The organism is Nocardiopsis chromatogenes YIM 90109 (assembly GCF_000341185.1).
Lineage (GTDB): Bacteria > Actinomycetota > Actinomycetes > Streptosporangiales > Streptosporangiaceae > Nocardiopsis_A > Nocardiopsis_A chromatogenes.
This window is the reverse complement of record NZ_ANBH01000070.1, coordinates 16256-41873: the sequence shown is the minus strand read 5'-3', so window position 1 is coordinate 41873 and position 25618 is coordinate 16256. Positions and strand designations below refer to the sequence as shown.

Sequence of the window (25618 nt, the reverse complement as noted above, 5' to 3'; positions counted from 1 at the left end):
CCAGCATATGCGCGCCGGTGCCCGCGCCCGGGCACCGGCGCGCACCGGTGCTACAGGCGCGGGTCGACCGGCTCGGACTCCAGGGCCAGCACCCCGAACACCGGCTCGTGCACGCGGGCGAGCCCCTCGCCCCGGGCGTGCCGGGCCAGGGACTCCAGGCCCAGGCGGTGCTCCCGCAGAGCGAGCGAGGCCTTGCGGCCCAGGCTGCGCCCGCGCAGCCCCTCCAACCGCTCGGGGCGCAGGTAGTCGGGGCCGTAGATGATGCGCAGGTACTCCGGCCCGCGCACCTTCAGCCCGGGCTGGGCGAGCCCCTTGGCCCCGGCGGCCTCGGCGCCGTCGAAGGGTTTGACCACCATGCCCTCGCCCCCGGCCCCGGTCAGCCCCTCCCACCAGCGGACGGCCTCGGCGACGGCGTCCGGGTCGGTGGCGTCCACCACCAGGTAGCGGGTGGTGCGCACCAGGGGGCAGTGCTCGGCCAGGGACTCGGTGAACCGCATGTGCCACAGGTGGTCGCGGCCGGTGAACGCCGCCCCCTCGGCCGCCAGCACCGCGAACGGGGCGTACCGCAGCCCCGCCGCGCCCTCGGTCGGCCAGGTGTAGCGGCGGTAGACCGCGCTGAAGGCCTCGGTGTCCTCCTGCGCGGCGGCCACCCGCGCGCCCAGGGCGCCCAGGTCCAGGCCGCGCCCGGCGGCGCGCTCCAGCACCCCGGCCGCCGCGGGCAGCGCGGCGCGGGCGGCGGCGCCCACCGCGGCGTACTGCTCCCGGATGAGCCCCTCCGCCTTGGCCGACCAGGGCAGCATCTCCCCGTCCAGGGCGACCCAGTCGGTGCCGAGCCGCTCCCAGGCCCCCGAGGCGGTCAGCCCGGCCCGCAGCTCCTCCAGCACCTCCCGCTCGGCGGCCGGGTCGGAGAAGAACGGGCGGCCGGTGCGGGTGTAGACGGCGCCGGTCGCGCCGGGCACGAAGCGGCGCCGGGCGGCCTCGGCGTCGCGGCACACCACGGCCACGGCGCGCGAGCCCATGTGCTTCTCCTGGCACACCACGCGGGCCACCCCGTCGGCGCGGAACCGCTCGAAGGCCTCCTGCGGCCGCTCCAGCAGCGCCGGGTCGGCCGATGTGGGCGCGGGCGCCATGGTCGGGGGCAGGTAGAGCAGCCACCGCGGGTCGGCGGCGAACCGGCTCATCACCTCCAGCGCGGCCAGGGCGTTGGCCTCGGGCACGCGCACCCTGCCGTGGGCGGTCTCCACGGCGGTGCCGTCGCCCCGGCCGAGGACGCCCAGCACGGCGGCGTCCACCACGCCGGGCGCCTCGGCCCCGGCGGCGGTGTCCGCCGGGGCGGCCGCGGGGCGCAGCGGCCGGGTGGGCTCGTACCAGGTGGCGTGCGCGTCGACGGCGGCGGTCTCCCGTTCGGGGTAGCGCAGCGCGGTCAGCCGCCCGCCGAACACGCACCCGGTGTCCAGGCACAGCGTGTTGTTGACCCACTCGGCCTCGGGGGTGGGCACGTGGCCGTAGACGACGGCGGCCCGGCCCCGGTACTCGGCCGCCCAGTCGTGGCGGACGGGCAGCCCGTACTCGTCGGTCTCGCCGCTGGTGTCGCCGTACAGGGCGAAGGAGCGCACCCGCCCGGAGGAGCGGCCGTGGTAGGACTCCTTGAGCCCGGCGTGGGCCACGACCAGGTTCCCGCCGTCCAGCAGGTAGTGGGAGACGAGCCGGTCGCAGAACTCCAGCGCGCGGGCGCTGAACCCCTCGTCCTCGGCGGCGAGCTGGTCGAGGGTCTCGGCCAGGCCGTGGGTGCGCTTGACGTTGCGCCCCTTGAGGGCGCGCACCAGCTTGGCCTCGTGGTTGCCGGACACGCACAGCGCGTCGCCCGCCTCCACCATGCCCATGGCCAGGCGCAGCACCCCCGGGGAGTCGGGGCCGCGGTCGACGAGGTCGCCGACGAACACGGCGGTGCGCCCCTCGGGGTGGTGGGCCCCGACCGCGCGGCCCCCGCCGTCGCGCTCGATGCCGTAGCCGAGCTTGCCGAGCAGTTCCTCCAGTTCGGCGCGGCAGCCGTGCACGTCGCCGATGATGTCGAAGGGCCCGGCCAGGTCGCGCTTGTCGTTCCAGGAGCGCTCGGGGACGACCCGCGCGGCGTCGATCTCCTCCTCTCCGCGCAGCACGTGGAGGCGGCGGAAGCCCTCCCGGTCCATGCGCTTGAGGTCGCGCCGCAGGTCGCGCCGCTGGCGGGCGACCACGCGGGGCGGGATGTCGCGGTCGGTGCGCTCGGCGTTGCGCTTGTTGGCGGTGCCCTCGGACACGTCCAGCACGACCGCCGCGGCGGGCAGGTCGTGCTCCTTGGCGATGCGCACCAGCTTCGCGCGGTCGTCCTTGCGCACGCTGGTGGCGTCGACCACGGTCAGCAGGCGCCGCTTGAGGCGCTTGGCGGCGATGGCGTGCACCAGCTCGAAGGCGTCGCCGGTGGCGGCCAGGTCGTTCTCGTCGTCGCTGACCAGCGCCCGGCAGGCGTCGGAGGAGACCACCTGGGTGGGGCGGAACCAGCGGGCGGCCGCGGTGGACTTGCCGGAGCCGGAGACCCCGACCAGCAGCACGAGCCCGGCGTCGGGCACGCGCAGCACGCGCCCGGCGCCCTCGGCGCTCTCGCGCTCCTCGCTCATCGGGTGAACACCCCCATCTGCGTCGGTGATCCGGTCGCGGCGTCCTCGGGGCCGACCGGGAGCAGCCGCACCCGGTAGCCGTGGGCGGCGGCGACCCGCCCGGCCCAGGCCGCGAAATCGGCCCGGGTCCACTCGAAGCGGTGGTCGGGGTGGCGCATCCGGCCGCCCTCCAGGCCCGGGTAGTTGGCGTTGTACTCGGCGTTGGGCGTGGTGACGACGACGGTGCGGGGCGCGGCGTCGCCGAAGACCACGTACTCCAGGGCGGGGAGCCGCCACGGGTCCAGGTGCTCGACGACCTCCATCAGCACGGCGGCGTCGTGGCCCCGGAACCGCGGGTCGCGGTAGACCGCGGAGCCGCAGAACAGGTCCAGCCGGGCGCTCTCCCGCTCGGACATGCGCGCGGTGCGCAGGCGGCGGTGGGCGGCGGCGATCGCGTCCGCGGACGGGTCGGCCCCGGTGACGCGGGTGATGCCGGCGTCGTCGAGCAGTCGGCGCACCAGTTGCCCGCCGCCGCAGCCCAGGTCGAGGACGGTGCGGGCGCCCTCGGCCCTGAGGGCGCTGAGCACCGCCCCGGCGCGGCGGTCGGCCAGGGTGGGTTCGCGCTCGCGCGCCTCCTCCTCGGGGGGCCGCTCCGCGGGCGCCTCCTCGGGCAGGTCCTCCAGGGCGCCCAGGGCGTCGATGCGGGCGTCGGCCCGCCGGTGGAGGTGGCGGCGGCGCGCCAGGTAGCGGGAGGTGATGCGGGGGCGCAGCGGGTGCGCGGCCAGCCATCCCCCGGCGTTGCGGACGAGCTTGTCCACCTCGTCGTCGGCCACCCAGTAGTGCTTGGCGCCGTCCATCACCGGCAGCAGGACGTACAGGTGGGACAGGGCCTCGGACAGGCGCTGCTCCCCGGTCAGGGTGAGGGAGATGTAGCGCGAGTCGCCCCAGTCGGGCAGGCCGGGGTCGAGCGGGACCGGGTCGGCCCGCACCCGCCACCCCAGGGGCTCGAAGAGCGCGTGGGCCTCGTCGGGGCCGCCGCGGCAGGGCACGGCGGGCAGCTCCAGGGTGAGCGGGAGGGCGGTTGCGGCCAGGTCGGGGCGGGCGGCGCAGCGGCCCTTCAGGGCGGTGCGGAACACGTCGCCGATCGCGACCGACATCAGCGACGAGGCCGCGTACGGGCGGTCGTTGACGTAGGAGGCCAGCGCGAAGGAGGCGGCGGCCGTGTGGGTGCGGGCGCGCCGCAGCCGGTCGGGGTCGACCTCCAGCAGCAGGGCGGCCGTGCAGGCGTCGGGCCCGGCCTCGGGGTAGAACACGTGGGCCGTGCCGTGGGTCTGCGCGAACTCCTGCACCCGGTCGGGGTGCTTGTGCAGCAGGTACCCCAGATCGGTGGCGGGTCGGAATCGGGCGGTGATCGTCAGAAGCACGCGTCCGAGTGTGGCCCACCCGGTGCGAGGGTTTCGACCGAATTTTCCCCGCGGTGGGCCCTTTCCCTGGCCGAAAGAGGTCCCCGAGGGGCCCAGAAGGGTTGACCGCTCCCCGGCGCGGGGACGATTTCCCACGTCAGGGGGCACAAGCCGCGTTCTCGCGCGTGCTGTTTCAGGGGGGTCATCCGATGCGTGCCGTCGCCGTCGCCGATTTCGGCGCCGAACCCGAAGTGATGGACCTGCCCGAGCCGGTGCCGGGCCCCGGGGAGTTCCTGGTGCACCTGCGCGCGGCCGGGATGAACCCGTTCGACTGGAAGGTGGCCGAGGGGCTGCTGCGCAGGGCCGTGCACCACTCCTTCCCGCTGATCCTGGGCAGCGACGGCGCGGGGACGGTGCACGCCGTCGGCGACGGGGTGAGCGCCTTCCGCCCGGGCGAGCGGGTGTACGGGCAGTTCCTGCGGCTGCCGCAGGGGCTGGGCAGCTACTCGGAGTACGCGCTGGCGACCGAGGAGGACGCGGTCGCGCGGATGCCCGACGGGATGCTGTTCACCCAGGCGGCGGCGGTGCCCACGGCCACGATGACCGCCTACGGGCTGGTGGAGGCGGCCGGGGTGGACGCCGGGCAGAAGGTGCTGGTGGTGGGGGCCACCGGCGGGGTGGGCCAGTCGGCGGTGCAGTTCGCCCGGGACCGCGGGGCGGTGGTGGCCGCCACCGCCGCGGGCGCCGAGGCCGAGGAGTGGATGCGCCACCTGGGCGCCTCGGAGGTGCTCGACCACACCCGGGGCCCGATCGTCGAGCGCCTGCTGGAGCTGTGCCCCGACGGCGTGCACACGGTGATCGACCTGGTGCAGGACGCCGGGGGCGTGGCGTCGCTGCTCCCGGCGGTGCACCGCCCGGGCGGGACGGTGGCCAGCACCCAGGGGGCGGTGGACACGGCCGCCCTCGCCGAGCGGGGCATCACCGGGATCAACTACAGCAACCGGGGAAGCGCGCGCCTGCTGGCGGTCCTGGCCGACCTGATCGACGCGGGGCGGCTGCAGGTGCGCATCGACCACGAAGCGGACCTGGCGGACGCCCCGTCGGCCCTGACCCGCCTCCGCTCGGGAGGCGCGAGGGGCAAGACGGTGCTGCGGATCTAGGGCGTGTTGATTGGATCATGGCCGTAGCGAGCGGTGTCCAGGTGCGTCCGTCGCAAGGCCGAAGAAGGAGTCAGCCTGGGCGCGCTGTCGACTGATGAGAACGCAGCGAGGGGCGTGCCTGGGCGCCGCGCAGTAGGTCATGATCCAATCAACACGCCCTAGTGGATCATCAGGCCCTAGTGCTCGTCCCAGTGGCCGTCGTGGGCGGCGTGGCGGTGGCCGTCGTGGATGTAGTCGGTGTGGTCCCCGTGCGGCACGGCCACGTGGCCGCAGCCCGGCCCGTGGGCGTGCGGGTGGTCGTCGTGCGCGCTGTGGCCGGACGGGTCGCACTCGCAGACGTGGCCGTCGTGGTCACGGTGCAGGTGCCCGTCGTGCACGTAGTCGGTGTGGTCCTGGTGCGGCACCGCCACGTGCCCGCAGTCGCGGCCGTGGGTGTGGCCGTGTCCCTCGTGGACGCGGTGGTCGAGCGCGGTCATCTCCGCTCGCCTCGCCTTCTCAGTACATCGGTCCGGAGGCTTCCGGGTGGTCGCGTCCCACCCTCCTCCCCCGCCCCGTCCCCCTGAACCGCGACACGGCCATCCCCGGGCAAAGGATCGGTCAAGAAGGCACGTCAGGGCAGCGCGTCGGGGCCCGCGACCAGCAGGGGCTCCCTCGGGGAGTCCGCGTCCAGGGACAGCGGGCGGCCGCCCGCGACCGAACCGGCGAAGGGGAGCTCGTCGAGCAGGGCCCCCTCCACCACCAGCGGGCGGCGTTCCCGGGAGCCGTCGTCGCGGGCGAGGTCCAGCACGGCCCGGTGCCTGCCGTCCGGCAGGTCGGCGGGGACCACCGCGGAGAAGTGCTCGCCGTCCACGCTCGCGGGCGCCCGGGTGGACGCGCCCGTGGCCGCGTCGGTCAGCACCAGCTCGGCGGCGGCCGCCGGGACCGGGAACGGTCCGGACAGTCGCAGCTCGCCGTCGCGCCACTCGGCGCCCGCCACCACCGGCGCCGTCAGCCCGACGCGGAGCACCGCCCAGCCGGGCCCGTCGTGCTCCACCGAGACCGCGCGGTCCGGCCCCACCTGTCCGGCGCCCTCGGCCTTGTCGCCCTCCAGGGCGACGCGGGCCTCCACCCTGCCGTCCACCACCAGGGCGCAGTCCCACAGCTCGGCCGACTCCGGCCCTCCCGGGGCGGCGCTGCGCTCGGCGAACCCCCCGGTCAGCCCGTCCACCGGCACCCGCGCGGTGAACCGCCCCTGGGAGCGGTCCCGCTCCATCGGCACGTCCAGCACGGCGTCGCCGGGCCGCCGGGTGAGGCGCAGCCGCGTCCGGTCGAGCACCTCGGCGGCGACGGGGCCGGACAGCTCCAGCCGCCCGTCCTCGAACGCGCAGGAGTCGATGCGCGCCCGCAGCGGGTCGACGACCAGCACCAGCCCGTCGCGGCGCCACTCCGGGCGCACCCACACGCCCGGCTCCACCTCCGTGGCCGGGGGGCGGCACGCCGCGCCGTGTTCGGGCCCGGCCAGCCGGGCGCGGCGGGTGACCCCCCGGTTGACCGCCCACAGGTCGACGTTCCACTCCCCCGGGCGCCAGGTCCCGTTGGCCGTCAGGTCGCGCGCGTCCAGCCGCAGCTCGTACCCGCCCCAGTCGCGGCGGGCGGTGACGGCCCCGCGCGGCTCGTCGAAGGTGTTGGCCGGGCGGATCCACACGCGCACGCGCGCCTTGGCCCCGGTGCCGCGGTTGACCGCGCGGGCCCGCAGGTACTGGCGGAACCGCCCGTCCGGCGGCAGGAACCCCAGGCGCAGCCGACCGCGCACGGCCAGCCGCGGCCCCTCCCAGCGCGCCTCCTCGGCGCGCTGGGAGATGTCGAGTTCGGAGTCGAGCCGGTAGAGGGCCTGCGGCACCTCGGCCAGCGGGTCGTCGTGGAAGGGGTAGTCGGCGTACCAGCGGGTGCCGTGGCGCACCGCGTAGGCGTGCGCGCGCAGGCCCTCGGGCCCGGCCTCGCGGGCGAAGGCGAGCAGCCGCTGCAGCTCGTCGGGCATGTGCCGGCGGACCAGGTACCAGGCGAGGCGGTCGAGCACCGGGAGCCGCCGCAGCACCCGCGGGTCCACGGTGTCCAGGTAGGAGTTGGCGACCTCGCCGAAGGCGCCCAGCCCGGCGCCGTCGCCGTCGGCGGCCGCCCGGCGCAGCGCATCGGCGAGCACCCCGGTCAGCGCGTGGGCGTCCCAGTCGCCCCGGTCGGCCTCGCCCGCCGCCGCGGCGACGGCGCCGGCCGTGGCCCGTACGACGGCGAACAGCTCCTCGGGCGGGGCCTCGGCGGCCGCCGCGGCGGGGTCGGGCCCGAGCGCGAAGCGGCCGGTGTGCACGTCGACGGCCCCGGCGGCGAAGTGCGCCGGGACCACCAGCCGCATCTCGGCGGTGCGCCCGGCGTGCTCGGGGAAGGCCAGGCCCTCGGACTCCCAGAAGGCGCGGCGCCACACCTTGCCGGTGGCGGAGTGGTCGCCGAGCAGTTCGGGCCGCTCGCTGATGTGGGTGCCCAGGACGGGCGCCTCCGGTACGCGGGGCGCGGCGGCGCACGGGGCGGCCGTGGCGAAGTCGGAGCCGGAGGCGCGCAGGCCGTTGACCATGGCGCCGAAGGCGTAGGGCGGCAGGCGGTCGGCGGCGTCGACGAAGGCGAGGAACTCCCCGCTCGCGCGTGCGGCGCCGGCGTTGCGCACCGCCCCGGGCCCGCCGTCGGCCGCCTCGACGACGATGGTCTCCACGCCGCTGAGGGTCTGCCCGGCGATCGAGCGCAGGCACTCCCGGGGGTCCGCACGCTCCTCCCCGGTGCCCGCGACGCACACGACTGCGCTGAGTACGGCCACGTCTGCAGGTTAGGACGCGGCCCGGGCGGGCGTCCCGGGCCACGGGCAAAAGTCCGACAAAGGACCACAAAGGACGAACGACGGACCACCGACGACGGACGGCGGCGGGCGGGTCAGTCCTCCGGGACGACCTCCGGCGCGCCGTGCTGCGCGGCGTCCGCCTCCTGGTCGGTGTCCTGCTCCTGGGCCGCGCGCTCGGCCTCGATGCGCTTGCGGTAGTACTCCACCTCGCGCTCGACCTGCGCGTCGTCCCACCCCAGCGGGCCCGCCATCAGGCGCGCCGCCTCCGGGGCCGCGGCGATGCCCCGGTCCCAGGTCTCGATCGCCGCGCGGGTCCGCCGGGTCAGCACGTCGTCGAGGTGGCGCGCCCCCTCGCTGCGGGCGGCGTAGACCACCTCGGCCCGCAGGTAGTCGTCGGCCCCGGCCAGCGGCTCCTTGAGCTCCGGGTCGCCCTTCATCAGCTCCAGCACCTCCGAGGCCATCGAGCCGTACCGGCGCAGCAGGTGCGCCACCCGCGACGGGTGCAGGTCGGCGTCGCGGGCGATCGCGCGGCGCTGGTTCCACAGCGCCGCGTACCCGTCCGCCCCGGCCAGCGGCAGCCGGTCGGTCACCGAGTCCGGGATGCGCCCGTCCAGCCCGTGCGCGACGGCGTCCACCGCGTCCTTGGCCATCACCCGGTAGGTGGTGTACTTGCCTCCGGCGATCAGCACCAGCCCCGGCACCGGGTGGGCCACCGTGTGCTCGCGGGACAGCTTTGAGGTCTCGTCGGACTCGCCGGACAGCAGCGGCCGCAGCCCCGCGTAGACCCCCTCCACGTCGTCCCGGGTCAGCGGCACCCGCAGCACCCGGTTCACGTGGTCGAGCAGATAGTCGATGTCCCTGCGGCTGGCGGCCGGGTGCGCCTTGTCCAGGTCCCAGGAGGTGTCGGTGGTGCCGATCACCCAGTGCCGCCCCCACGGGATGAGGAACAGCACGCTCTTCTCGGTGCGCAGGATCAGCCCGGAGGAGGCCTGGATGCGGTCGCGCGGCACCACCAGGTGGATGCCCTTGGAGGCGCGCACGTGGATCTGCCCGCGCCCGCCGACCATCTCCTGGATGTCGTCGGTCCACACCCCGGCGGCGTTGACCACCTGCTTGGCGCGGATCTGGAGCTCCTCGCCGGTCTCCAGGTCGGTGGCGCGGGCGCCGGTGACGTGCTCGCCCTCGCGCAGGAAGGAGGTGGCCTGCACCCGGGAGGCCACCCGGGCGCCGAGCCCGGCGGCGGTGCGCAGCACGGTGACCACGTAGCGGGCGTCGTCGACCTGGGCGTCCCAGTACTGCACCGCGCCGACCAGGGCGTCGCGGCGCAGCGCGGGGAACACCCGCAGCGCCCCCGACCGGGTGAGGTGGCGGTGGTGCGGCAGCCCGCGGGAGGTTCCCATGGTCATCGACAGGGTGTCGTACAGGGCGACGCCGGCCCCGATGTAGGGCCGCTCCCAGTGGTGGGTGAAGGGGAAGACGAACGGCACCGGCCGCACCAGGTGCGGGGCGATGCGCTGCAGCAGCAGCCCGCGCTCGGTCAGGGCCTCGCGGACCAGCTCGAAGTCGAGCTGCTCCAGGTAGCGCAGTCCGCCGTGGATGAGTTTGCTGGATCTGCTGGAGGTGCCCGAGGCGAAGTCGCGGGCCTCGATCAGGCCCACCTTCAGCCCGCGCGCCACCGCGTCCAGGGCGGTGCCCGCCCCGACGATGCCGCCGCCGACGACGAGGACGTCCAGCTCCTCGGTCGCCATGCGGGCCAGGCTCCCGGCCCGCTCCTCCGGTCCCATGCGTGTGGTCGCCGNCCCCCCGACTGCCCCCTGCCGCTACTCCCCGCCCCTCAGGCTAACCCGGGGTTCCCGTGGGGCCCGGGTGACACGTCGGGGCGGGGACGGGCGCGTCGGCGGCGCGGCGCTACCGGTGCGGGTTGACGACGACCTCGACCCGCTGGAACTCCTTCAGGTCGGAGTAGCCCGCGGTGGCCATGGTCCGCCGCAGCGCGCCGAGCAGGTTCATCGAGCCGTCCCCGGCGTGCGCCGGGCCGTCGAGGATGGCCGCCAGGTCGCCGACGGTGCCCACGTGCACGCGCTCGCCGCGGGGCAGCTCGCCGTGGTGCGCCTCGCTGCCCCAGTGGTAGCCGCCGCCCGGGGCCTCGGCGGCGCGGGCCAGCGGGGAGCCGACCATCACCGCGTCGGCGCCGCACGCCAGCGCCTTGGCGATGTCGCCGCTGCCGGTCATCCCGCCGTCGGCGATGACGTGCACGTACCGGCCGCCGGACTCGTCGAGGTAGTCCCGGCGGGCCGCGGCCACGTCGCCCACGGCGCTGGCCATCGGCACCGCCACGCCCAGCACCGACCGGGTGGTGTGCCCGGCGCCGCCGCCGAAGCCCACCAGCACCCCGGCGGCGCCGGTGCGCATCAGGTGCAGCGCCGCGGTGTAGGTGGCGCAGCCGCCCACCACGACCGGGACGTCCAGGTCGTAGATGAACTGCTTGAGGTTGAGCGGCTCGGCGCGGCCGGAGACGTGCTCGGCGGAGACGGTGGTGCCGCGGATGACGAACAGGTCCACCCCCGCGTCCAGCACCGCCTTGTGGTACTGGGCGGTGCGCTGCGGGGAGAGCCGTGCGGCGGCGACCACGCCGGCCGAGCGGATCTCCTCGATCCGGCGGCCGATCAGCTCCTCCTTGATCGGCTCGGCGTAGATCGCCTGCAGGCGCTCGGTGGCGGCCTCGTCGCCCAGCTCGCGGATCTCGGCCAGCAGCGGCTCGGGGTCCTCGTAGCGGGTCCACAGCCCTTCCAGGTCCAGCACGCCCAGCCCGCCGTGGCGCCCCAGGGCGACCGCGGTCTCCGGCGAGGACACGCTGTCCATGGGGCTGGCGACCAGCGGCATCTCGAACCGGTAGGCGTCGATCTGCCAGGCGATCGACACCTCCTCGGGGTCGCGGGTGCGGCGGGCGGGGACGATCCCGATCTCGTCGAGCTCATACGCCCGGCGCCCGTTCTTGCCCAGCCCGATCTCCACCTGAGCCAACGCTTCGCTCTCCTCGCTGCTACTTGCGGCCGCTGTAGTTCGGCGCCTCGACGGTCATCTGGATGTCGTGCGGGTGGCTCTCCTTGAGCCCCGCCGCGGTGATCTGCATGAGGCGCCCGTGCTCGCGCAGTTCGTCGACGGTGCGCGCCCCTGCGTACCACATGGACTGGCGCAGCCCGCCCACGAGCTGGTGGGCGACGGCCTCCAGCGGCCCGCGGTAGGGCACCTGGCCCTCCACGCCCTCGGGGATGAGCTTCTCCTCGGTGGTGACCTCGGCCTGGGAGTAGCGGTCCTTGGAGAAGGAGCGGCCGCGCATGGCGCCCAGCGACCCCATGCCGCGGTAGGTCTTGTACTGCTTGCCGTTGATGAAGATCAGCTCGCCCGGGCTCTCTTCGACCCCGGCCAGCAGGCTGCCCAGCATCACGGTGCTGGCCCCGGCCACGACCGCCTTGGCGATGTCGCCCGAGTACTGCAGGCCGCCGTCGGCGATGACCGGCACCCCGGCGGGCCCGGCCGCCTTGGCGGCCTCCATCACGGCGGTGACCTGGGGGGCGCCCACCCCGGCGACGACCCGGGTGGTGCAGATGGAGCCGGGGCCCACCCCGACCTTGACGCCGTCGGCGCCGGCGTCGATGAGCGCCTGCGCGCCGTCCCGGGTGGCGATGTTGCCCGCCACCACGTCCACGTCGGCGTTGCCCTTGAGGGTGGACACGGTCTCCAGCACGCCGGAGGAGTGGCCGTGCGCGGTGTCCACGACCAGGAAGTCCACCCCGGCCTCGACCAGCAGCTTGGCGCGCTCGACGGCGTCGCCGCCCACCCCCACGGCCGCGCCGACCACCAGGCGCCCGTCGGCGTCCTTGGTGGCGTCGGGGAACTGCTCGCTCTTGATGAAGTCCTTGACGGTGATGAGTCCGCGCAGCCGCCCCTCGGCGTCGACCAGCGGGAGCTTCTCCACCTTGTTCTCGCGCAGCAGGCGCAGCGCCTCCTCGCGGCCGACCCCCACCGGAGCGGTGACCAGCGGCATGGGGGTCATCACGTCCCGGACGCGGCGGCTGCGGTCCACCTCGAAGCGCATGTCGCGGTTGGTGACGATGCCGACCAGGCGGCCGCCTGAGTCGGTGACCGGGGCCCCGGAGATGCGGTAGTGGGCGCTGAGGCGCTCCACGTCGGCGAGGGTGTCGTCGGGGGCGCAGGTGACCGGGTCGGTGACCATCCCGGCCTCGGAGCGCTTGACCAGGTCGACCTGGGCGGCCTGCTCCTCGCCGGTGAGGTTGCGGTGCAGCACCCCGGCGCCGCCCTGGCGGGCCATGGCGACCGCGGTGCGCGCCTCGGTGACCGTGTCCATGGCCGCCGAGAGCAGCGGGATGCGCAGCTCGATGCCGCGGGACAGCCGTGTGGAGGTGTCGGCCTCGCCGGGCTGCAGGTCCGAGTACGCCGGCACCAGCAGGACGTCGTCGTAGGTGAGTCCGGGCGGAAGGACCTTGCCGCCCTCCCCCGTGTAAAGCTGTGTCATGGATATCCCAACCACTCGCGCGTGCCCGTCCATCCTAGATCCATGGGACAGGCCGACACCCCGTGAACGGGGTCACAGGTGGGCGCGGCACCAGCGGTCGGCGGGGATGCGGGAGGGGCGGCGGCAGCCGCGCGGGCCGGGGGTGCGGGGGGCGTGGCCGGGCCGCTCAGAAGAGGCGGTTCGCCACGGCCACATGCCGAAGCCGAGCAAGAGCTCGGTGCTGGGCAACCCGTACCGCGCCCGCCGACATTCCGAGTACATGTCCGGTCTCATCTGCTGATAGTCCCGCAATCACGCGCATGACGAGCAGCCGCCGCTGCTGCTCGGGAAGTTCTTCCAGGAGGGCCCGGGCCCGTTCGGCCTCGACGCTGCGCACCGCCGCCTCCTCGGGCGAGGGGCCCTCGTCGGGCCGGTCGGGGACCGCGTCGGTAGGCACGTCGGCGCGGGTGGAGGTGCGCAGGGCGTCGGCGACCTTGTGGGCGGCGATCCCGAAGACGAACGCGGCGAAGGGGCGGCCCATGTCCTCGTAGCGGGGGAGGGCCGACAGCAGCGCGATGCACACCTCCTGGGCCACGTCGTCGGTGTAGTGGGCGTACCCGGAGACCCGGGAGAGCCGTGCCCGGCAGTACCGCACCACCATGGGGCGGATCTCGCGTAGGAGCGAGTCGACCGCGCCGTGGTCCCCCTGGACCGCGAGCGAGGTCAGCCGCCCCAGCTCCGCGTCATCGGCCGCTGGGCGCCGGGGTGCCGAACGCCTGGCCAGCGTGGCCCCGGCGGCGCGTTGATCCGTCACGCTCCGAATCATGCCCCGAGCACGGCCCCTTAACGTCACGAACCGCGGATACAGAATGATCACATTTGGCGGAAATGCCGGGTAAAACACGCGTGCCCCGGGTGGGACCCCGGGGCACGCATGGTAATGCGGCGCGGGCTCTAGTGCCCGTGGCCGTGGCCGTGTCCGGCGGCCTCGCCCTCGTCCTCCTCCGGCTTGTCCACCACCAGCACCTCGGTGGTGAGCAGCATGCCGGCGATGGAGGCGGCGTTCTCCACCGCCGAGCGGGTGACCTTGACCGGGTCGATGATGCCCTGCGACATCAGCTCGCCGTAGGTCCCGGTGGCGGCGTTGAAGCCGTGGCCGGGCTCCATCTCGGCGATCTTGTAGGTGACCACGTAGCCCTCGGCGCCGGCGTTGACCGCGATCCAGCGGGCCGGCTCGGGCAGGGCGCGGCGCACGATGTCGGCGCCGGTGGCCTCGTCGCCGGACAGCTCCAGGCCGTCCAGGGCCGCGGCGGCGTGCACCAGCGAGGCGCCGCCGCCGGGGACGATGCCCTCCTCGATCGCGGCGCGGGTGGCCGAGATCGCGTCCTCCAGGCGGTGCTTCTTCTCCTTGAGCTCGACCTCGGTGGCCGCGCCCACGCGCAGCACCGAGACGCCGCCGGCCAGCTTGGCCAGCCGCTCCTGGAGCTTCTCGCGGTCCCAGTCGGAGTCGCTGGCCTCGATCTCCTTGCGGATCTGGCGGACCCGGTCGTCGACCTCGGACTGCTCGCCGCCGCCGTCGACCACGGTGGTGTCGTCCTTGGTGACGGTGATGCGGCGGGCGCTGCCCAGCACGTCGATCTCGGCGTTCTCCAGGGTCAGGCCGACCTCCTCGGCGATGACCTGGCCGCCGGTGAGGACCGCGATGTCCTGCAGCATCGCCTTGCGGCGCTCGCCGAAGCCGGGCGCCTTGACCGCGGCGACGTTGAGGGCGCCGCGGATCTTGTTCAGGACCAGCGCGCCCAGCGCGTCGCCCTCGATGTCCTCGGCGATGATCAGCAGCGGCTTCTTCTGCTGGACGATCTTCTCCAGCAGCGGCAGCAGCTCGTTGAGGTTGGAGATCTTGCCCTGGTGGATCAGGATCAGGGCGTTCTCCAGGACCGCCTCCTGGCGGTCCCCGTCGGTGACGAAGTAGGGCGAGACGTAGCCCTTGTCGAACTGCAGCCCCTCGGTGAACTGCAGGTCCAGGCCCATGGCCGGGGACTCCTCGACGGTGATGACCCCGTCCTTGCCCACCTTGTCGAACGCCTCGGCGATCAGGTCGCCGATCTGGGCGTCCTGGGCCGAGTTGGTGGCCACGTAGGCGATGTCGGCGCGCTCGCCGACCTCGCGGGCGCGCTCCAGCAGGGCCGCGGAGACGGCCTCGGCGGCGGTGGCGATGCCCTTCTTCAGCGCGACCGGGGAGGCGCCGGCGGCGACGCTGCGCAGCCCCTCCTTGACCAGGGCCTGGGCCAGCACGGTGGCGGTGGTGGTCCCGTCGCCGGCGGCGTCGTTGGTCTTGGTCGCGACCTCCTTGACGAGCTGGGCCCCCAGGTCCTCGTAGGGGTCCTCCAGCTCGACCTCGCGGGCCACGGTGACGCCGTCGTTGGTGATGGTCGGGGCGCCGAACTTCTTGTCGATGACGACGTTGCGGCCCTTGGGGCCCAGCGTCACCTTGACGGCGTCGGCGAGGCGGTCCACACCGCGCTCCAGGGAGCGGCGGGCCTCCTCCTTGAATTCCAGGATCTTGGGCATGGGCGCTGCCTCTTTCGTGCAAGTACGGTGATGTGCGAAAGCCCCGCCCGGCGCGGGGGCCGGCCGGGGCTGGTGCACCGCGCGCGGGGCGCGGGCGAGGAGGTCCTACTTCTCGACGACCGCGAGCAGGTCGCGGGCGGAGAGGACGAGGTACTCCTCGTTGTCGTACTTGACCTCGGTGCCGCCGTACTTGCTGTACAGGACGACGTCGCCGACCTTGACGTCGAGGGCGACGCGGTTGCCGTTGTCGTCGAGGCGGCCCGGGCCCACGGCCAGGACCTCGCCCTCCTGGGGCTTCTCCTTGGCGGTGTCCGGGATGACCAGGCCGGAGGCGGTGGTCTGCTCGGCCTCGAGGGTCTTGACGACGACGCGGTCCTCAAGCGGCTTCAGGACGGTCTTGGTGGCGGTCGACACGGGTGTGACCTCCCCCTTCAGGTTCGATGATGCGGGACGGCATTCTTGTCAAAAGGGGCGACCACGGCGGCCTGCCGTCGCGGGTGCCAGACCGGCCTCGTCGCGGTTAGCACTCTACCGTCGAGAGTGCCAGTACCGAACATTAGCCCGGCCTCTCGGGCGCGTCAAACAACTGGTCACAGGGGGAAAGCATTGCCCGAGACAGGGCCTGGTGAGCAGGGCGGAACGGCGTCGGGGGCGCTGACGGCGCTGCTCACACCGGTGGGCGCACGGCTGCTGGAGCGGGCCGCACAGGAGGGGGCGGGCGCCGACGCGCTGCGCGCCGCGACCCGGCTGCGGGCGTTCGCCGAAGAGCACGCCGACGAGCTGGGCGGGCACTCCCCCGCCGACGTCGCCGCGGCGGCGCTGACCCAGGCGCGCCTGCGCGCACGCGCGAGGGAGAAGTTCGGCGGGCGCGCCGACCGCATGTTCTTCACCCGGGACGGACTGGAACAGGCCACCCGCGCCGAGGCGGCGCGGCACCGGGCCGCGCGGTTCGCCTCCGCGCTCGGCCCGGGGGCCCAGGTGGCCGACCTGTGCTGCGGCATCGGGGCGGACGCGGCGGCCCTGGCCGAGGCCGGGATGCGGGTGGACGCGGTGGACGCCGACCCCTCCACGGCGGCCGTGGCCGCCGCCAACTTCGCGGCGCTGGGCGTGGGCGGCAGGGCGCGCGCCCGCGTCGGCACGGTCGGCCCGGACTGGGCGCCCGGGCCGGACACGGACGCGGTCTTCTGCGACCCCGCGCGGCGCGGGGGGCGGGGGCGGGTATTCGACCCCGACGCCTACTCCCCCGCCTGGGACACGGTGTGCGCGCTGGCGGCGTCGGCCCCCGCGGCCTGCGTCAAGGCCGCGCCCGGACTGCCCTACGAGCGGATCCCGCAGGGGGTGTCGGCCGAGTGGGTGTCGGTCGGCGGCGACGTGAAGGAGGCGGCCCTGTGGTTCGGCGGACTGGCCGACGGGGCGGCGCGCCGGGCCACGCTGCTGCGCGGCGGCCGCGCCGACACCCTGTCCGGCGGGGTCCAGGAGGCCCAGGCGCCGACCGGCCGGGTGGGCCGGTACCTGTACGAGCCGGACGGCGCAGTGGTGCGGGCGCACCTGGTGGCCGAGGCCGCCGCGCTGGTCGGCGGGGGGCTGCTGGACCCGAGGATCGCCTACATCGCCTCCGATGAACGGGTGGAGACGCCGTTCTGCCGCGCCTATGAAGTGCACGAGGCGATGCCGTTCTCGCTGAAGCGGCTGCGCGCCGCGGTGCGCGCCCGGGGGGCGGGGACCGTAACGATTAAGAAACGCGGATCGGCCGTGGACGTGGAGCGGCTGCGCCGCGACCTCCGGCCGTCGGGGCCCGGATCCGTGGTGGTCGTGCTCACCCGGATCGGCGATAAGCCGTTCTGCCTGCTGTGTTCCGAGGTCAGCGCCGCACCGTGAACGAAAGGGGCGAAATTCGCTTTCCGGAAATTCCACGGAACGACGGTGACTCCCGATGATTCCGGTACTAGCGTTGCGGTGTGGACCTTCCAGGAGGGAAGCGATCTTCGGTACTCGACCGCGGCGAGCGAGGCCCATGTCGTTAAACTGGCCCGCGCGGTCGGCGTCTCCCTTCCGGCGGATGCGTCCGGCGGCGGCCCGTGGGCCCGGTGCGCCCCGGTGGGCCGCCGCGCCCGCGACGGTCACCGCACGCGTTCGACCACTGGCGCCGGGTGATGCGCCCCGCCGCCCCGGCGCCGACGTCCCGACCTCTCCCGCCCCCGTCCCATCCGTCCGGGCCGGGGGCCCTCTCCAGAGCACATAAGGAGCGCCTCGGTGGAACAGAGCAGCCACAACTTCCTCAACGGAGGAGGTCAGACCGGCATCTCCGACCGGATGCGGGACCTGCTGTCCCGGGCCGCCCAGGAGCAGGTCTCCGAGCAGAAGTCCCAGGGCGCCGTCACCGAGGAGATGCGCCAGCGCCTGGAGGGCATGGAATGGCTCCTGCGCGAGTTCCGTGAACGCGAGTTCACCACGCTGGCCGAGGCGGTCGCCGCCGTCCAGGGCAAGGTCGACGAGCTGGGGGCGCGCCCGCCGGAGTGGGCCGAGACCCTCGCCGAGCACATCGAGATGGTCGGCCAGCGGGTCAAGCCGCTCGCCGAGATCCCGGCGCTGCGGGCCGACGTGCGCGGGGTGGCCGACCACGTCACCACCGCGCTGGACCGGATCAAGGAGCTCTCCGACGAGCAGGCCCGCACCCGCACCCGCCTGGACGAGGTGGGCACCGGGGTCGAGGAGGTCGGCGGGGGCGTGCAGGCGCTCTCGGAGGCGACGGAGGAGCGCGTGGCCGCGCTGGCCGAGCGGGTCGCGTCGCTGGAGTCGGCGCTGGGGTCGCTCTCGGAGGCCGAGAGGACGCGCGCCGAGGAGCTGACCACCGCCCTGGCCGAGCGGCACGACACGCTGGAGTCCAAGGTCGGTGAGAACCACGAGGCGCTGACCACCGCGCTCCAGGAGCAGCGCGAGTCGCTGGAGACGCGCGCCGCGGAGAACCACGAGGCCCTCACCACCGCGCTGAACGAGCAGCGCGAGGCGCTCGAGACCCGTGTCACCGAGAACCACGAGGCCGTCACCACCGCCCTCCAGGGCCAGCGCGAATCGCTGGAGACGCGCGCCGCGGAGAACCACGAGGCGCTCACCACCGCGCTGAACGAGCAGCGCGAGGCGCTCGAGACCCGTGTCACCGAGAACCACGAGGCCGTCACCACCGCCCTCCAGGGCCAGCGCGAATCGCTGGAGACGCGCGCCGCGGAGAACCACGAGGCGCTGACCGCCGCGCTGGGCGAGCAGCGCGAGGCGCTCACCTCCGAGCTCGCCAAGGCGGCCGCCAAGCTCACCGCCCAGAACGAGGAGAACCACGCCGAGGCGACGGCGGCGGTGGCCGACGTCTCCGGCGCGCTGGGCAAGCTGGCCGCCTCCACCGAGGAGCGGCTGGGCGAGCTGCGTACGCACATGCGCGAGCGCCTCGGCGAGCTGCACGAGCAGCTCGAACTGCACCGCTCGGAGCTGCGCGAGCGCGACGACCAGTACCGCGAGCACCTGGCCGAGCGGCTGGAGGAGACCGCGCGCTCCCTGCGCTCGCAGGCCGAGGAGGACCGGGCGGCCGCCGCGGCCGAGCTGGAGTCCCTCAAGGCCGCGCTGGAGTCGGGCATCGGCGCGCTCACCGCCAAGGCCGAGGAGCACAGGGCGTCGGTGGGCGAGCGCATCGACGGGCACCTGGAGGCCATCAGCGGCCGGTTCGACGGCGGTCTCGGACGGCTGAGCGACCGGTTCGACACCTTCGAGGGCCACTTCGAGGGCAGCTTCGACGGGGTCAACGGGCGCCTGGAGGGCATCGAGGGGCGGCTCGGCGGCGTCGAGGGCAAGTTCGAGGGGGTCACCGGCCACCTGGACGGCGTCGACGGCCAGATCGACGGCGTGGACGGGCGCCTGGAGGCGGTGGACGACCGGCTGGAGGCGCTCAACCAGCGGCTGTCGCAGCTCCCGTCGGTGATGGAGGTCTCCGAGCTGCACCGGCGGCTGTCCGAACTGGTGGAGCGGCCCGTGGTCGACCACGGCGACCGCCTGGACGCCCTGGAGAAGGCGCTGACCGGTGCGCTGGCCCCGATCGCCAAGGACGTCCAGGCCCGCCCGGACCGCCACGAGTTCGAGGAGGCGCTGAGCGAGGCCGTGGAGACCTCGCACGACGACGTCACCAAGCGGCTGGCGGCGCTGGAGGAGACGATGCTGGCGCTGGCCGAGGCGCTGCTGCGCCCGGGCGGCAAGGACGGCCGCAAGCGGCGCCGCCGCGACGAGGACGATGACGACGACGAGTAGGGCGCATCGGACGCGGGCGAAGGGGGCGGGCCGTCGGCCCGCCCCCTTCGCCGTCCCCGTGCGCCGTCCCCGCCCCCGTCAGGGGGCCAGGGGCAGCTCCACCGGGAGCGAGGTGTCCGTCGCCAGGTCCAGGCGGGACGGGGGCAGCCCGGCGGCCGCCACCTCGGCCCCCAGGGCCCCGATCATCGCGCCGTTGTCGGTGCACAGCTTCGGGCGCGGCACGCGCAGCTCCACCCCGGCCGCGGCGCAGCGCTCCGCGGCCAGCGCGCGCAGCCGCGAGTTGGCCGCCACGCCGCCGCTGATCACCAGGTGCTCCACGCCGTTGTCCACGCAGGCGTCGACGGCCTTGCGGGTCAGCACGTCCACCACCGACTCCTGGAACCCCGCGGCGATGTCGGGCACCGGCAGGTCCTCCCCGGTGCGCCCGGCGTCCTCGACCCAGCGGGCCACCGCCGTCTTCAGCCCCGAGAAGGAGAAGTCGTAGGTCCCGTCGCCCCACTTGCCGCGCGGGAACCGGATCGCCTCCGGGTCGCCCTCGCGGGCGGCGCGGTCGATCGGCGGGCCGCCCGGGTAGGGCAGTCCGACCAGGCGGGCGACCTTGTCGTAGGCCTCACCGGCGGCGTCGTCCACGGTGTCGCCCAGCGACCGCACCCGCGTCGCCAGGTCCTCCACGAGCAGCAGCGAGGTGTGCCCGCCGGACACCAGCAGCGCCACCGCGGGCTTGGGCAGCGGCCCGTGCTCCAGCTGGTCCACGGCCACGTGGCCGACCAGGTGGTTCACCCCGTACAGCGGCACGTCCAGCGCCATCGCGTACGCCTTGGCCGCCGACACCCCCACCAGAAGGGCGCCGGCCAGCCCCGGGCCCGCGGTGACCGCCACCGCGTCCACGTCGGAGGGCGCCGCCCCGGCCTTGTCCAGGGCGCGGCGCACCGTGGGCACCATCGCCTCCAGGTGCGCGCGGCTGGCCACCTCCGGCACCACGCCGCCGAAGCGGGCGTGCTGCTCCACGCTGGAGGCGACGTCCTCGCCCAGCAGCGTGCAGCCGCGCACCAGGCCCGCCCCGGTCTCGTCGCACGACGTCTCGATGCCCAGGACCAGTGGGAGGTCGTCTCGGCTCATCGGATCCTCTCCTCGCCCGACCGCTCGGCCGCCGTCGCCGAGCGGCGCATCACGACCGCGTCGGCGTCCCGGTAGTACTTGCGGCGCACCCCGATCTCGCCGAAGCCGAAGCGGCGGTAGAGCTCACGCGCCCGCGGGTTGTCCGAGCGCACTTCCAGGAACATCTCGGTGACGCCCCGCTCCTGCGCCTCGGCGAGCAGCGCCGTCAGCAGGCGCGCCCCCAGGCCGTGGCCCTGGGCGTCGGCGCGCACCGCGATGGTCTGCACGTCGCCCTCGGGCGGCACCGCGCGCAGGCCCGCGTACCCGAGCAGCTCGCCGCCGCGGTCGGCGACGTAGTAGTGCCGGGTGGGCTCGGACAGCTCGCCCCGGAGCATGTCCTCGGTCCAGGCGTCCTTGGGGAACAGGGCGCGCTCCAGCACCATGACCGGCGCGACGTCCTCGTCGTCCATGCGGCGGATCCGGACCGCGCTCACGCCTTCCACTGGCCCACCCTCTTCGGCGCGGACGGCTCCGCGGCGTCGGGGCGGCGCAGGTACAGCGGCCGGGGCGGGTCCAGGTCCTCCCCGGCCAGCAGGCGGCGCAGGGCCAGCTCGCCCAGGGCCGAGGCCGAGGGGTAGAGCGGCTCGAACGCGGCCGTCTCCTCGGATCCGCCGCCCAGGGCGGCGGGGTACAGCGCCGCGCCGTGGCCGATCACCGGCAGCCCGCCGGTGTCCACCTCCGCGGGGCGGTCCACGGCGATCTCCCCGGTGCGGGTGGAGGCGTCGGCGTAGCGCGCCCAGAACACCTCCTTGCGGCGGGCGTCACTGGCCGCGATGAACGGGCCGGTGCGCCCGGAGGCGTAGGCGACCGCGTCCAGGGTGGGCACCCCGTGGCAGGGCACCCCCAGGGCGTCGGCCAGGGACAGGGCGGTGGCCAGGCCGACCCGCAGCCCGGTGTAGGGGCCGGGGCCCACGCCCACGGCGATGTGCGCGATGTCGCCCGGCCCGGCGCCGGCCTCGGCGAGGACGTCCCGGATCGCCGGGGCGAGCAGCTCGCCGTGGCGGCGCGCGTCGACCGAGGAGGAGGCGGCCGCGGTGCGGACGGTGTGTGGGCCCCCGCCCTCGGGGGCCTGGCAGACCGCGGCGGTGACGGCCGGGGTCGCGGTATCGAAAGCCAGAAGCAGCACGGTCGCCCAGCCTACAGCCGCACGCCGTCCCAGCGGGCGCCGATGCCGGTCAGGCGCACCTCGCGGGTGTCGTCGGGGCGGCGGTCGATCGCCACCTCCAGGCGCTCGTCGCTCAGCCCCTCGGCCACGCCCTCGCCCCACTCCACGACCGTCACCGCGTCGGGCAGGGTCATGTCGAGGTCGATGTCGTCGAGCTCGTCGGCGCCGGAGAGCCGGTAGGCGTCCACGTGCACCAGGGACGGGCCGCCGGCCAGCGGCGGGTGGATGCGCGAGATCACGAAGGTCGGCGAGGTGATGGGGCCGCGGACCTTCATGCCCTCGGCGAGCCCCTGGGTGAGGGTGGTCTTCCCCGCCCCGAGCGGCCCGGACATGATGACCAGGTCGCCCGCGGCGAGCACCCCGGCCAGGCGCACGCCCAGGTCGCGCATGGCGGCATCGGTCGGGATCACGTCGGTCTGCTTCACGGATACCAGGGTAGGCGGCCCCGGCGCGTTCCGGGACCGGAACGGGTCAGGGCGCCCCGGGGCCGGTGTAGACGCGTGCGACCCGGGGCCCCACCCGGGTGACGATCTCGTAGGGGATCGTGCCGAGCGCCCGCGCCCAGTCCCGGGCGCCGGGCTCGCCCCGCGCGGGGTCGCCGAACAGGACCGCCCAGTCGCCGGGCTCGGCGGTGTCCTCCCCCAGGTCCACCATGAACTGGTCCATGCAGACCGTCCCGGAGACGGTGCGGCGGCGCCCGGCCACCAGGACCTCGGCGGTGTTGGTCGCGGCCCGGGGGACCCCGTCGCCGTACCCGACCGGCACCAGCGCGAGGTTGGCGGGGGCCGCGGTGGTGTAGCGGTGGCCGTAGGAGACGCCGCTGCCCGCGGGGACCCGCTTGACCAGGGCGACGCGGGCGCGCATCGTCATCGCCGGGCGCAGCCCGGGCACCTCCATGCCCGGGATCGGGCACAGGCCGTAGGAGGCGATGCCGGGGCGCACCAGGTCGTAGTGGGTCTCGGGGAGGGTGAGGGTGGCGGCCGAGTTCGCGAAGTGGCGCACGCGGGGGCGCAGCCCGGCCTTCTCGGCGATCTCCAGGGCCTCGGAGAAGGCGGAGACCTGCCCGGCGATGGACGGGTGGCCCGGCTCGTCGGCGCAGGCGAAGTGCGAGAACACGCCGGTGACCTCGATCTCGCCGGAGGCCTCGGCGGCGGCGGCCGCGGCGGTGAGGGCGGGCCAGTCCGCGGCGGTGACCCCGCCCCGGTTGAGCCCGGTGTCGGCCTTGAGGTGCACCCGCGCGGGGCGGCCCTCGGCGCGGGCGGCACGGACCGCGTCGTCGAGCACGTGCCCGGCGGAGACGCCGAGCTCGATGTCGGCGGCGACGGCCGCGCGGAGCGGGGCGCCGGGCGGCAGGATCCACGCCACGGCGGGGGCGGTGATCCCGGCGGCGCGCAGTTCCAGGGCCTCTTCGACGAACGCCGTGCCCAGCCAGGTGGCGCCGCCCGCGAGCACGGCGCGGGCGGCGGGGAGCATGCCGTGCCCGTAGCCGTCGGCCTTGACGACCCCCATCACCTCGGCGCCGCCCGCCCGGCGGGCCAGCAGCGCGGTGTTCTCGGCGATGGCCCCCAGGTCGACGCGGGCTTCGGCGGAGTTCGGTGGCATGGATTCAGTTTTGCACGGTGGGCGGGCCGCCCGGGTCACATCGGCGCGGGACGGTGCTCACGGCGGGGGCGCGGGACCAGCAGGCACGCCAGACCGGCGGCCGCGTAGGCCAGCTGCCCCGGCGCCGCCATGCCCATGATCTCCATGGCCGCCCGCCCCGGGCTGCGCAGCAGGGTCCGTGCCGCGGGCGGCGACCACGGGACCGCCCACCCGCCGACGGCCAGCGCCAGGAGCGCCGCCGCCCCGACGAGCGCCCAGGCCGTCTCCGCGCCCGGCGCGTTCGCCAGCGTGTCGAGCGCCGACCGCAGCACCGGCAGGGCGTACGCCGCCCCCTGCGGTTCGGCCGCGATCGGGGGCGGTGCGGGCACGGCGGCCGCGGCGGCGGCCGCGGTCCCCACCACCGCCGCGGCTCCGGCCGCGGGCGCGCCCGACTCCAAGCGGCGCCGGGCCGCGTCCAGCCGGGAGTACGACGGGTACCGGCGCCACGGGCGCCCCGCCGCGCGGGCCGCGCCCATCGCGTGGGCGCGGCGGTGCCGCAGGAAGCGCCAGGAGTCGAAGAGCGCCGAGGGGCCCGTCCGGGCCGCCCGCCACTGCACGCCCAGCTCGTGGGCCATCGCCGCCACGCCGGTGGCCAGCGTCACCGGCAGCCGGATGGCGGCCAGCGCCGCCCGGCGGAACACCGGGGCGATGTCGCCGGGCACCCGGACCCCCGCCCGCACCTGGCGGCCGCGGGCGGCGCGGGTCAGACCGGCCAGCGGTTCGTCCCCGGGCAGCGGGGGCGTCGTGTCGGCGGTGGGCCGCACCAGCCGGTAGTCCAGGAACACGGCGGCGGCCAGCACCGCGAGCAGCATCCACCGCACCAGTGCGCCGTCGCCGGTGAGCGCCGCCAGGAAGAGCCCGAAGGGGTCGACGGCCAGCCCCTCGGCCGCCGCGTTGTAGCGGGTGTGCACGATGGCGGCGGTGCCCGCCGCCAGCACCGGCAGCGCCCACAGCCACGCCCCGTGGGAGCGGCGCCCGACCGCGGCCAGCCCGAACGCCCCGGTGACCAGCGCGGTCAGCACCGCGTGCCCGGGAAAGACGGGGCCGTCGGGGACGATCCGGCTCCACCCGGGCAGCAGCGTGAACAGTTCGTGGTTCGCGCCCGCGACGAGCGCGCCGCGGCTCGCCAGTGCCGCCAGGCCCTGCTCGGCCAGGTGGAACCCGGCGCCGGAGGCGGCGCCGAGCAGCAGGTAGTCGACGGCGGCCAGGCGGCGGAGCCGGCGGCGCGCGACCGGCCACAGCACCAGCAGCGGCACCAGCTTGCCGATCTCCTCGGTGTAGACGGCCACGTAGACCCCGGCTCCGGCGTCCATCGCCGCCGGCCCCAGGGCCTCGCCCAGCGTCTGCTGCACGAACGCGACCGGCCAGAGCACCAGCGCCCCCAGCGGCACGATCCGCACCAGGGTGCCGAAGCCGACGGTGCGGGAGCGCGCGGGGACCGCGAGCTGCACCAGCAGCCAGAGCATGCCGAAGGCGGCGGGGACGGCCGCGGACACGCCGGGGGCGAACACGGCGGCGATCCCGAGCACGATGAGCAGCGCCCAGCAGGCGGTGCCGCGCAGGGCGCGGAGCGTGCGGGCGGTCCCGGGGGCGTTCTCGCGCAGCGACCGCCCGCGTTCGGCCAGCCGCTCGGCCAGGTCGGGGCCGGGGGCGCGGGAGGTGCGGGCGTGCCGGCCGCCCGGCTCCAGGCACCCGTACCGCTGGGCCGACCGCATCAGCTCGGGGTCGCGCCGGTCCTGGGCCTCCTCGGCGAACCCGGCGCGCACCCCGGGGACGTCGGTGCCCACGACGGCGCGGACGAAGGCGTCGGGCCCGGCCGCGACGGTCAGCTCGTCCGCGGTGACCAGCACGGCCGCCGACAGGTCCTCCACGGCCAGCACCAGGTCGGTGGGGTCCTCGCCCCACCCGCGGATGACCTCCACGATGCCGCCGGTGGTGGCGGGGGCGTCGGTGACCGGCTCGTAGGCGTGCTCGGCGCGGGTGCGGCAGACCAGGAGCCGCTCCACCCCCATGGCGGCCGCGCCGCGCACGACCGCGTCGATGAGGGCGGTGTCGCGGGGCGCCAGGAAGGGGGCGACGACCTTGCGCCCGTCGTCGGTCCACGCGGCGGCGAACTCGGTGGAGTTGGCGCATACGCGCAGGACCAGGTCGCGGGTGAGCATGGGCTGGACGTCCATCGTCTCCCTCGTGCCGGCTCGGGGGTCGCCTACGCGTCAGGGGC

General features: G+C 75.4%; 19 protein-coding genes. 3 read left to right on the top strand and 16 right to left on the bottom strand.

The window, feature by feature from the left end; genetic code table 11:
- Positions 1–50: 50 nt before the first annotated feature.
- Together D476_RS0107315 and D476_RS0107310 are read right to left on the bottom strand one after the other, a co-directional pair.
- The gene (locus D476_RS0107315; protein WP_017623297.1) at positions 51–2654 is read right to left on the bottom strand and encodes a polynucleotide kinase-phosphatase; all 2604 of its coding nucleotides are present in this window, start codon (positions 2652–2654) and stop codon (positions 51–53) included.
- The gene (locus tag D476_RS0107310; RefSeq protein ID WP_017623296.1) at positions 2651–4057 is read right to left on the bottom strand and encodes a 3' terminal RNA ribose 2'-O-methyltransferase Hen1; all 1407 of its coding nucleotides are present in this window, start codon (positions 4055–4057) and stop codon (positions 2651–2653) included. The genes D476_RS0107315 and D476_RS0107310 overlap by 4 nt, the downstream gene beginning before the upstream one ends.
- A 188-nt stretch (positions 4058–4245) precedes the next feature.
- Between D476_RS0107310 and D476_RS0107305 the strand changes: the two genes are divergently transcribed.
- The gene (locus D476_RS0107305) at positions 4246–5196 is read left to right on the top strand and encodes an NADP-dependent oxidoreductase (RefSeq protein ID WP_017623295.1); all 951 of its coding nucleotides are present in this window, start codon (positions 4246–4248) and stop codon (positions 5194–5196) included.
- A 176-nt stretch (positions 5197–5372) separates the two neighbouring features.
- Here D476_RS0107305 and D476_RS0107300 read toward each other — a convergent pair whose 3' ends face one another.
- From D476_RS0107300 to groES, 8 genes are all read right to left on the bottom strand, one after another.
- Complete coding sequence (locus D476_RS0107300) at positions 5373–5672, bottom strand: hypothetical protein (RefSeq protein WP_017623294.1); 300 nt, start codon at positions 5670–5672, stop codon at positions 5373–5375.
- A gap of 134 nt (positions 5673–5806) precedes the next feature.
- Positions 5807–8035, bottom strand: a complete 2229-nt coding sequence (locus tag D476_RS0107295; protein WP_239648622.1) for a glycosyltransferase family A protein — start codon at positions 8033–8035, stop codon at positions 5807–5809.
- 113 nt (positions 8036–8148) lie between these two features.
- Positions 8149–9840, bottom strand: coding sequence for a glycerol-3-phosphate dehydrogenase/oxidase (locus D476_RS0107290; RefSeq protein ID WP_017623292.1), 1692 nt, complete (start codon positions 9838–9840; stop codon positions 8149–8151).
- Positions 9841–9964: 124 nt separating this feature from the next.
- On the bottom strand, positions 9965–11071 hold the full coding sequence (locus tag D476_RS0107285) for a GuaB3 family IMP dehydrogenase-related protein (protein ID WP_017623291.1): 1107 nt from the start codon (positions 11069–11071) through the stop codon (positions 9965–9967).
- 28 nt (positions 11072–11099) lie between these two features.
- On the bottom strand, positions 11100–12593 hold the full coding sequence (guaB, locus tag D476_RS0107280; protein WP_017623290.1) for an IMP dehydrogenase: 1494 nt from the start codon (positions 12591–12593) through the stop codon (positions 11100–11102).
- 166 nt (positions 12594–12759) lie between these two features.
- Positions 12760–13386, bottom strand: a complete 627-nt coding sequence (locus D476_RS0107275; RefSeq protein WP_020380440.1) for a sigma-70 family RNA polymerase sigma factor — start codon at positions 13384–13386, stop codon at positions 12760–12762.
- A gap of 140 nt (positions 13387–13526) precedes the next feature.
- Positions 13527–15143: a chaperonin GroEL gene (gene groL / locus D476_RS0107270; protein WP_017623288.1), complete on the bottom strand. Its 1617-nt coding sequence runs from the start codon at positions 15141–15143 to the stop codon at positions 13527–13529.
- A 105-nt stretch (positions 15144–15248) separates the two neighbouring features.
- A complete protein-coding gene (groES, locus tag D476_RS0107265; RefSeq protein WP_017623287.1) occupies positions 15249–15557 on the bottom strand; it encodes a co-chaperone GroES in 309 nt (102 codons plus the stop codon).
- Between the two features lie 192 nt (positions 15558–15749).
- On the opposite strand from groES, the gene D476_RS0107260 reads away from it, so the two are divergent.
- Both D476_RS0107260 and D476_RS0107255 read left to right on the top strand, forming a co-directional pair.
- Positions 15750–17021 (top strand): THUMP-like domain-containing protein, encoded by a 1272-nt coding sequence (locus D476_RS0107260; protein WP_040725524.1) that lies wholly within the window; start codon positions 15750–15752, stop codon positions 17019–17021.
- A gap of 375 nt (positions 17022–17396) precedes the next feature.
- The gene (locus D476_RS0107255) at positions 17397–19433 is read left to right on the top strand and encodes a hypothetical protein (RefSeq protein ID WP_020380439.1); all 2037 of its coding nucleotides are present in this window, start codon (positions 17397–17399) and stop codon (positions 19431–19433) included.
- 78 nt (positions 19434–19511) lie between these two features.
- On the opposite strand, the gene tsaD is transcribed toward D476_RS0107255, so the two are convergent.
- Genes tsaD through D476_RS0107225 form a run of 6 tightly spaced genes read right to left on the bottom strand, consistent with a single transcriptional unit; the run spans position 19512 to position 25574 of the window.
- A complete protein-coding gene (tsaD, locus tag D476_RS0107250; RefSeq protein WP_017623285.1) occupies positions 19512–20552 on the bottom strand; it encodes a tRNA (adenosine(37)-N6)-threonylcarbamoyltransferase complex transferase subunit TsaD in 1041 nt (346 codons plus the stop codon).
- Entirely contained in the window at positions 20549–21034 is a 486-nt protein-coding gene (gene rimI, locus D476_RS0107245) for a ribosomal protein S18-alanine N-acetyltransferase (RefSeq protein ID WP_017623284.1), read from the bottom strand. The genes tsaD and rimI overlap by 4 nt, the downstream gene beginning before the upstream one ends.
- Positions 21022–21717, bottom strand: a complete 696-nt coding sequence (tsaB, locus tag D476_RS0107240; protein ID WP_017623283.1) for a tRNA (adenosine(37)-N6)-threonylcarbamoyltransferase complex dimerization subunit type 1 TsaB — start codon at positions 21715–21717, stop codon at positions 21022–21024. Before tsaB ends, rimI begins: the two co-directional genes overlap by 13 nt.
- Before the next feature lie 11 nt (positions 21718–21728).
- Positions 21729–22181 carry a tRNA (adenosine(37)-N6)-threonylcarbamoyltransferase complex ATPase subunit type 1 TsaE gene (gene tsaE, locus D476_RS0107235; protein ID WP_017623282.1) on the bottom strand — a complete coding sequence of 151 codons (453 nt, stop codon included), beginning with the start codon at positions 22179–22181 and terminating at the stop codon, positions 21729–21731.
- Between the two features lie 46 nt (positions 22182–22227).
- Positions 22228–23358 (bottom strand): alanine racemase, encoded by a 1131-nt coding sequence (gene alr / locus D476_RS0107230; protein WP_017623281.1) that lies wholly within the window; start codon positions 23356–23358, stop codon positions 22228–22230.
- Between the two features lie 35 nt (positions 23359–23393).
- A complete protein-coding gene (locus D476_RS0107225; RefSeq protein ID WP_020380438.1) occupies positions 23394–25574 on the bottom strand; it encodes a protease PrsW in 2181 nt (726 codons plus the stop codon).
- Between the last annotated feature and the right edge of the window lie 44 nt (positions 25575–25618).

Bases quoted from the DNA above. Each gene is read 5' to 3' on its own strand.
- D476_RS0107305 (WP_017623295.1), top strand. From the start codon at position 4,246: ATGCGTGCCGTCGCCGTCGCCGATTTCGGCGCCGAACCCGAAGTGATG.
- D476_RS0107290 (WP_017623292.1), bottom strand. From the start codon at position 9,840: ATGGGACCGGAGGAGCGGGCCGGGAGCCTGGCCCGCATGGCGACCGAG.
- D476_RS0107225 (WP_020380438.1), bottom strand. From the start codon at position 25,574: ATGGACGTCCAGCCCATGCTCACCCGCGACCTGGTCCTGCGCGTATGC.
- D476_RS0107315 (WP_017623297.1), bottom strand. From the start codon at position 2,654: ATGAGCGAGGAGCGCGAGAGCGCCGAGGGCGCCGGGCGCGTGCTGCGC.
- groL (WP_017623288.1), bottom strand. From the start codon at position 15,143: ATGCCCAAGATCCTGGAATTCAAGGAGGAGGCCCGCCGCTCCCTGGAG.
- guaB (WP_017623290.1), bottom strand. From the start codon at position 12,593: ATGACACAGCTTTACACGGGGGAGGGCGGCAAGGTCCTTCCGCCCGGA.
- alr (WP_017623281.1), bottom strand. From the start codon at position 23,358: ATGCCACCGAACTCCGCCGAAGCCCGCGTCGACCTGGGGGCCATCGCC.
- D476_RS0107300 (WP_017623294.1), bottom strand. From the start codon at position 5,672: ATGACCGCGCTCGACCACCGCGTCCACGAGGGACACGGCCACACCCAC.
- tsaD (WP_017623285.1), bottom strand. From the start codon at position 20,552: ATGAGCCGAGACGACCTCCCACTGGTCCTGGGCATCGAGACGTCGTGC.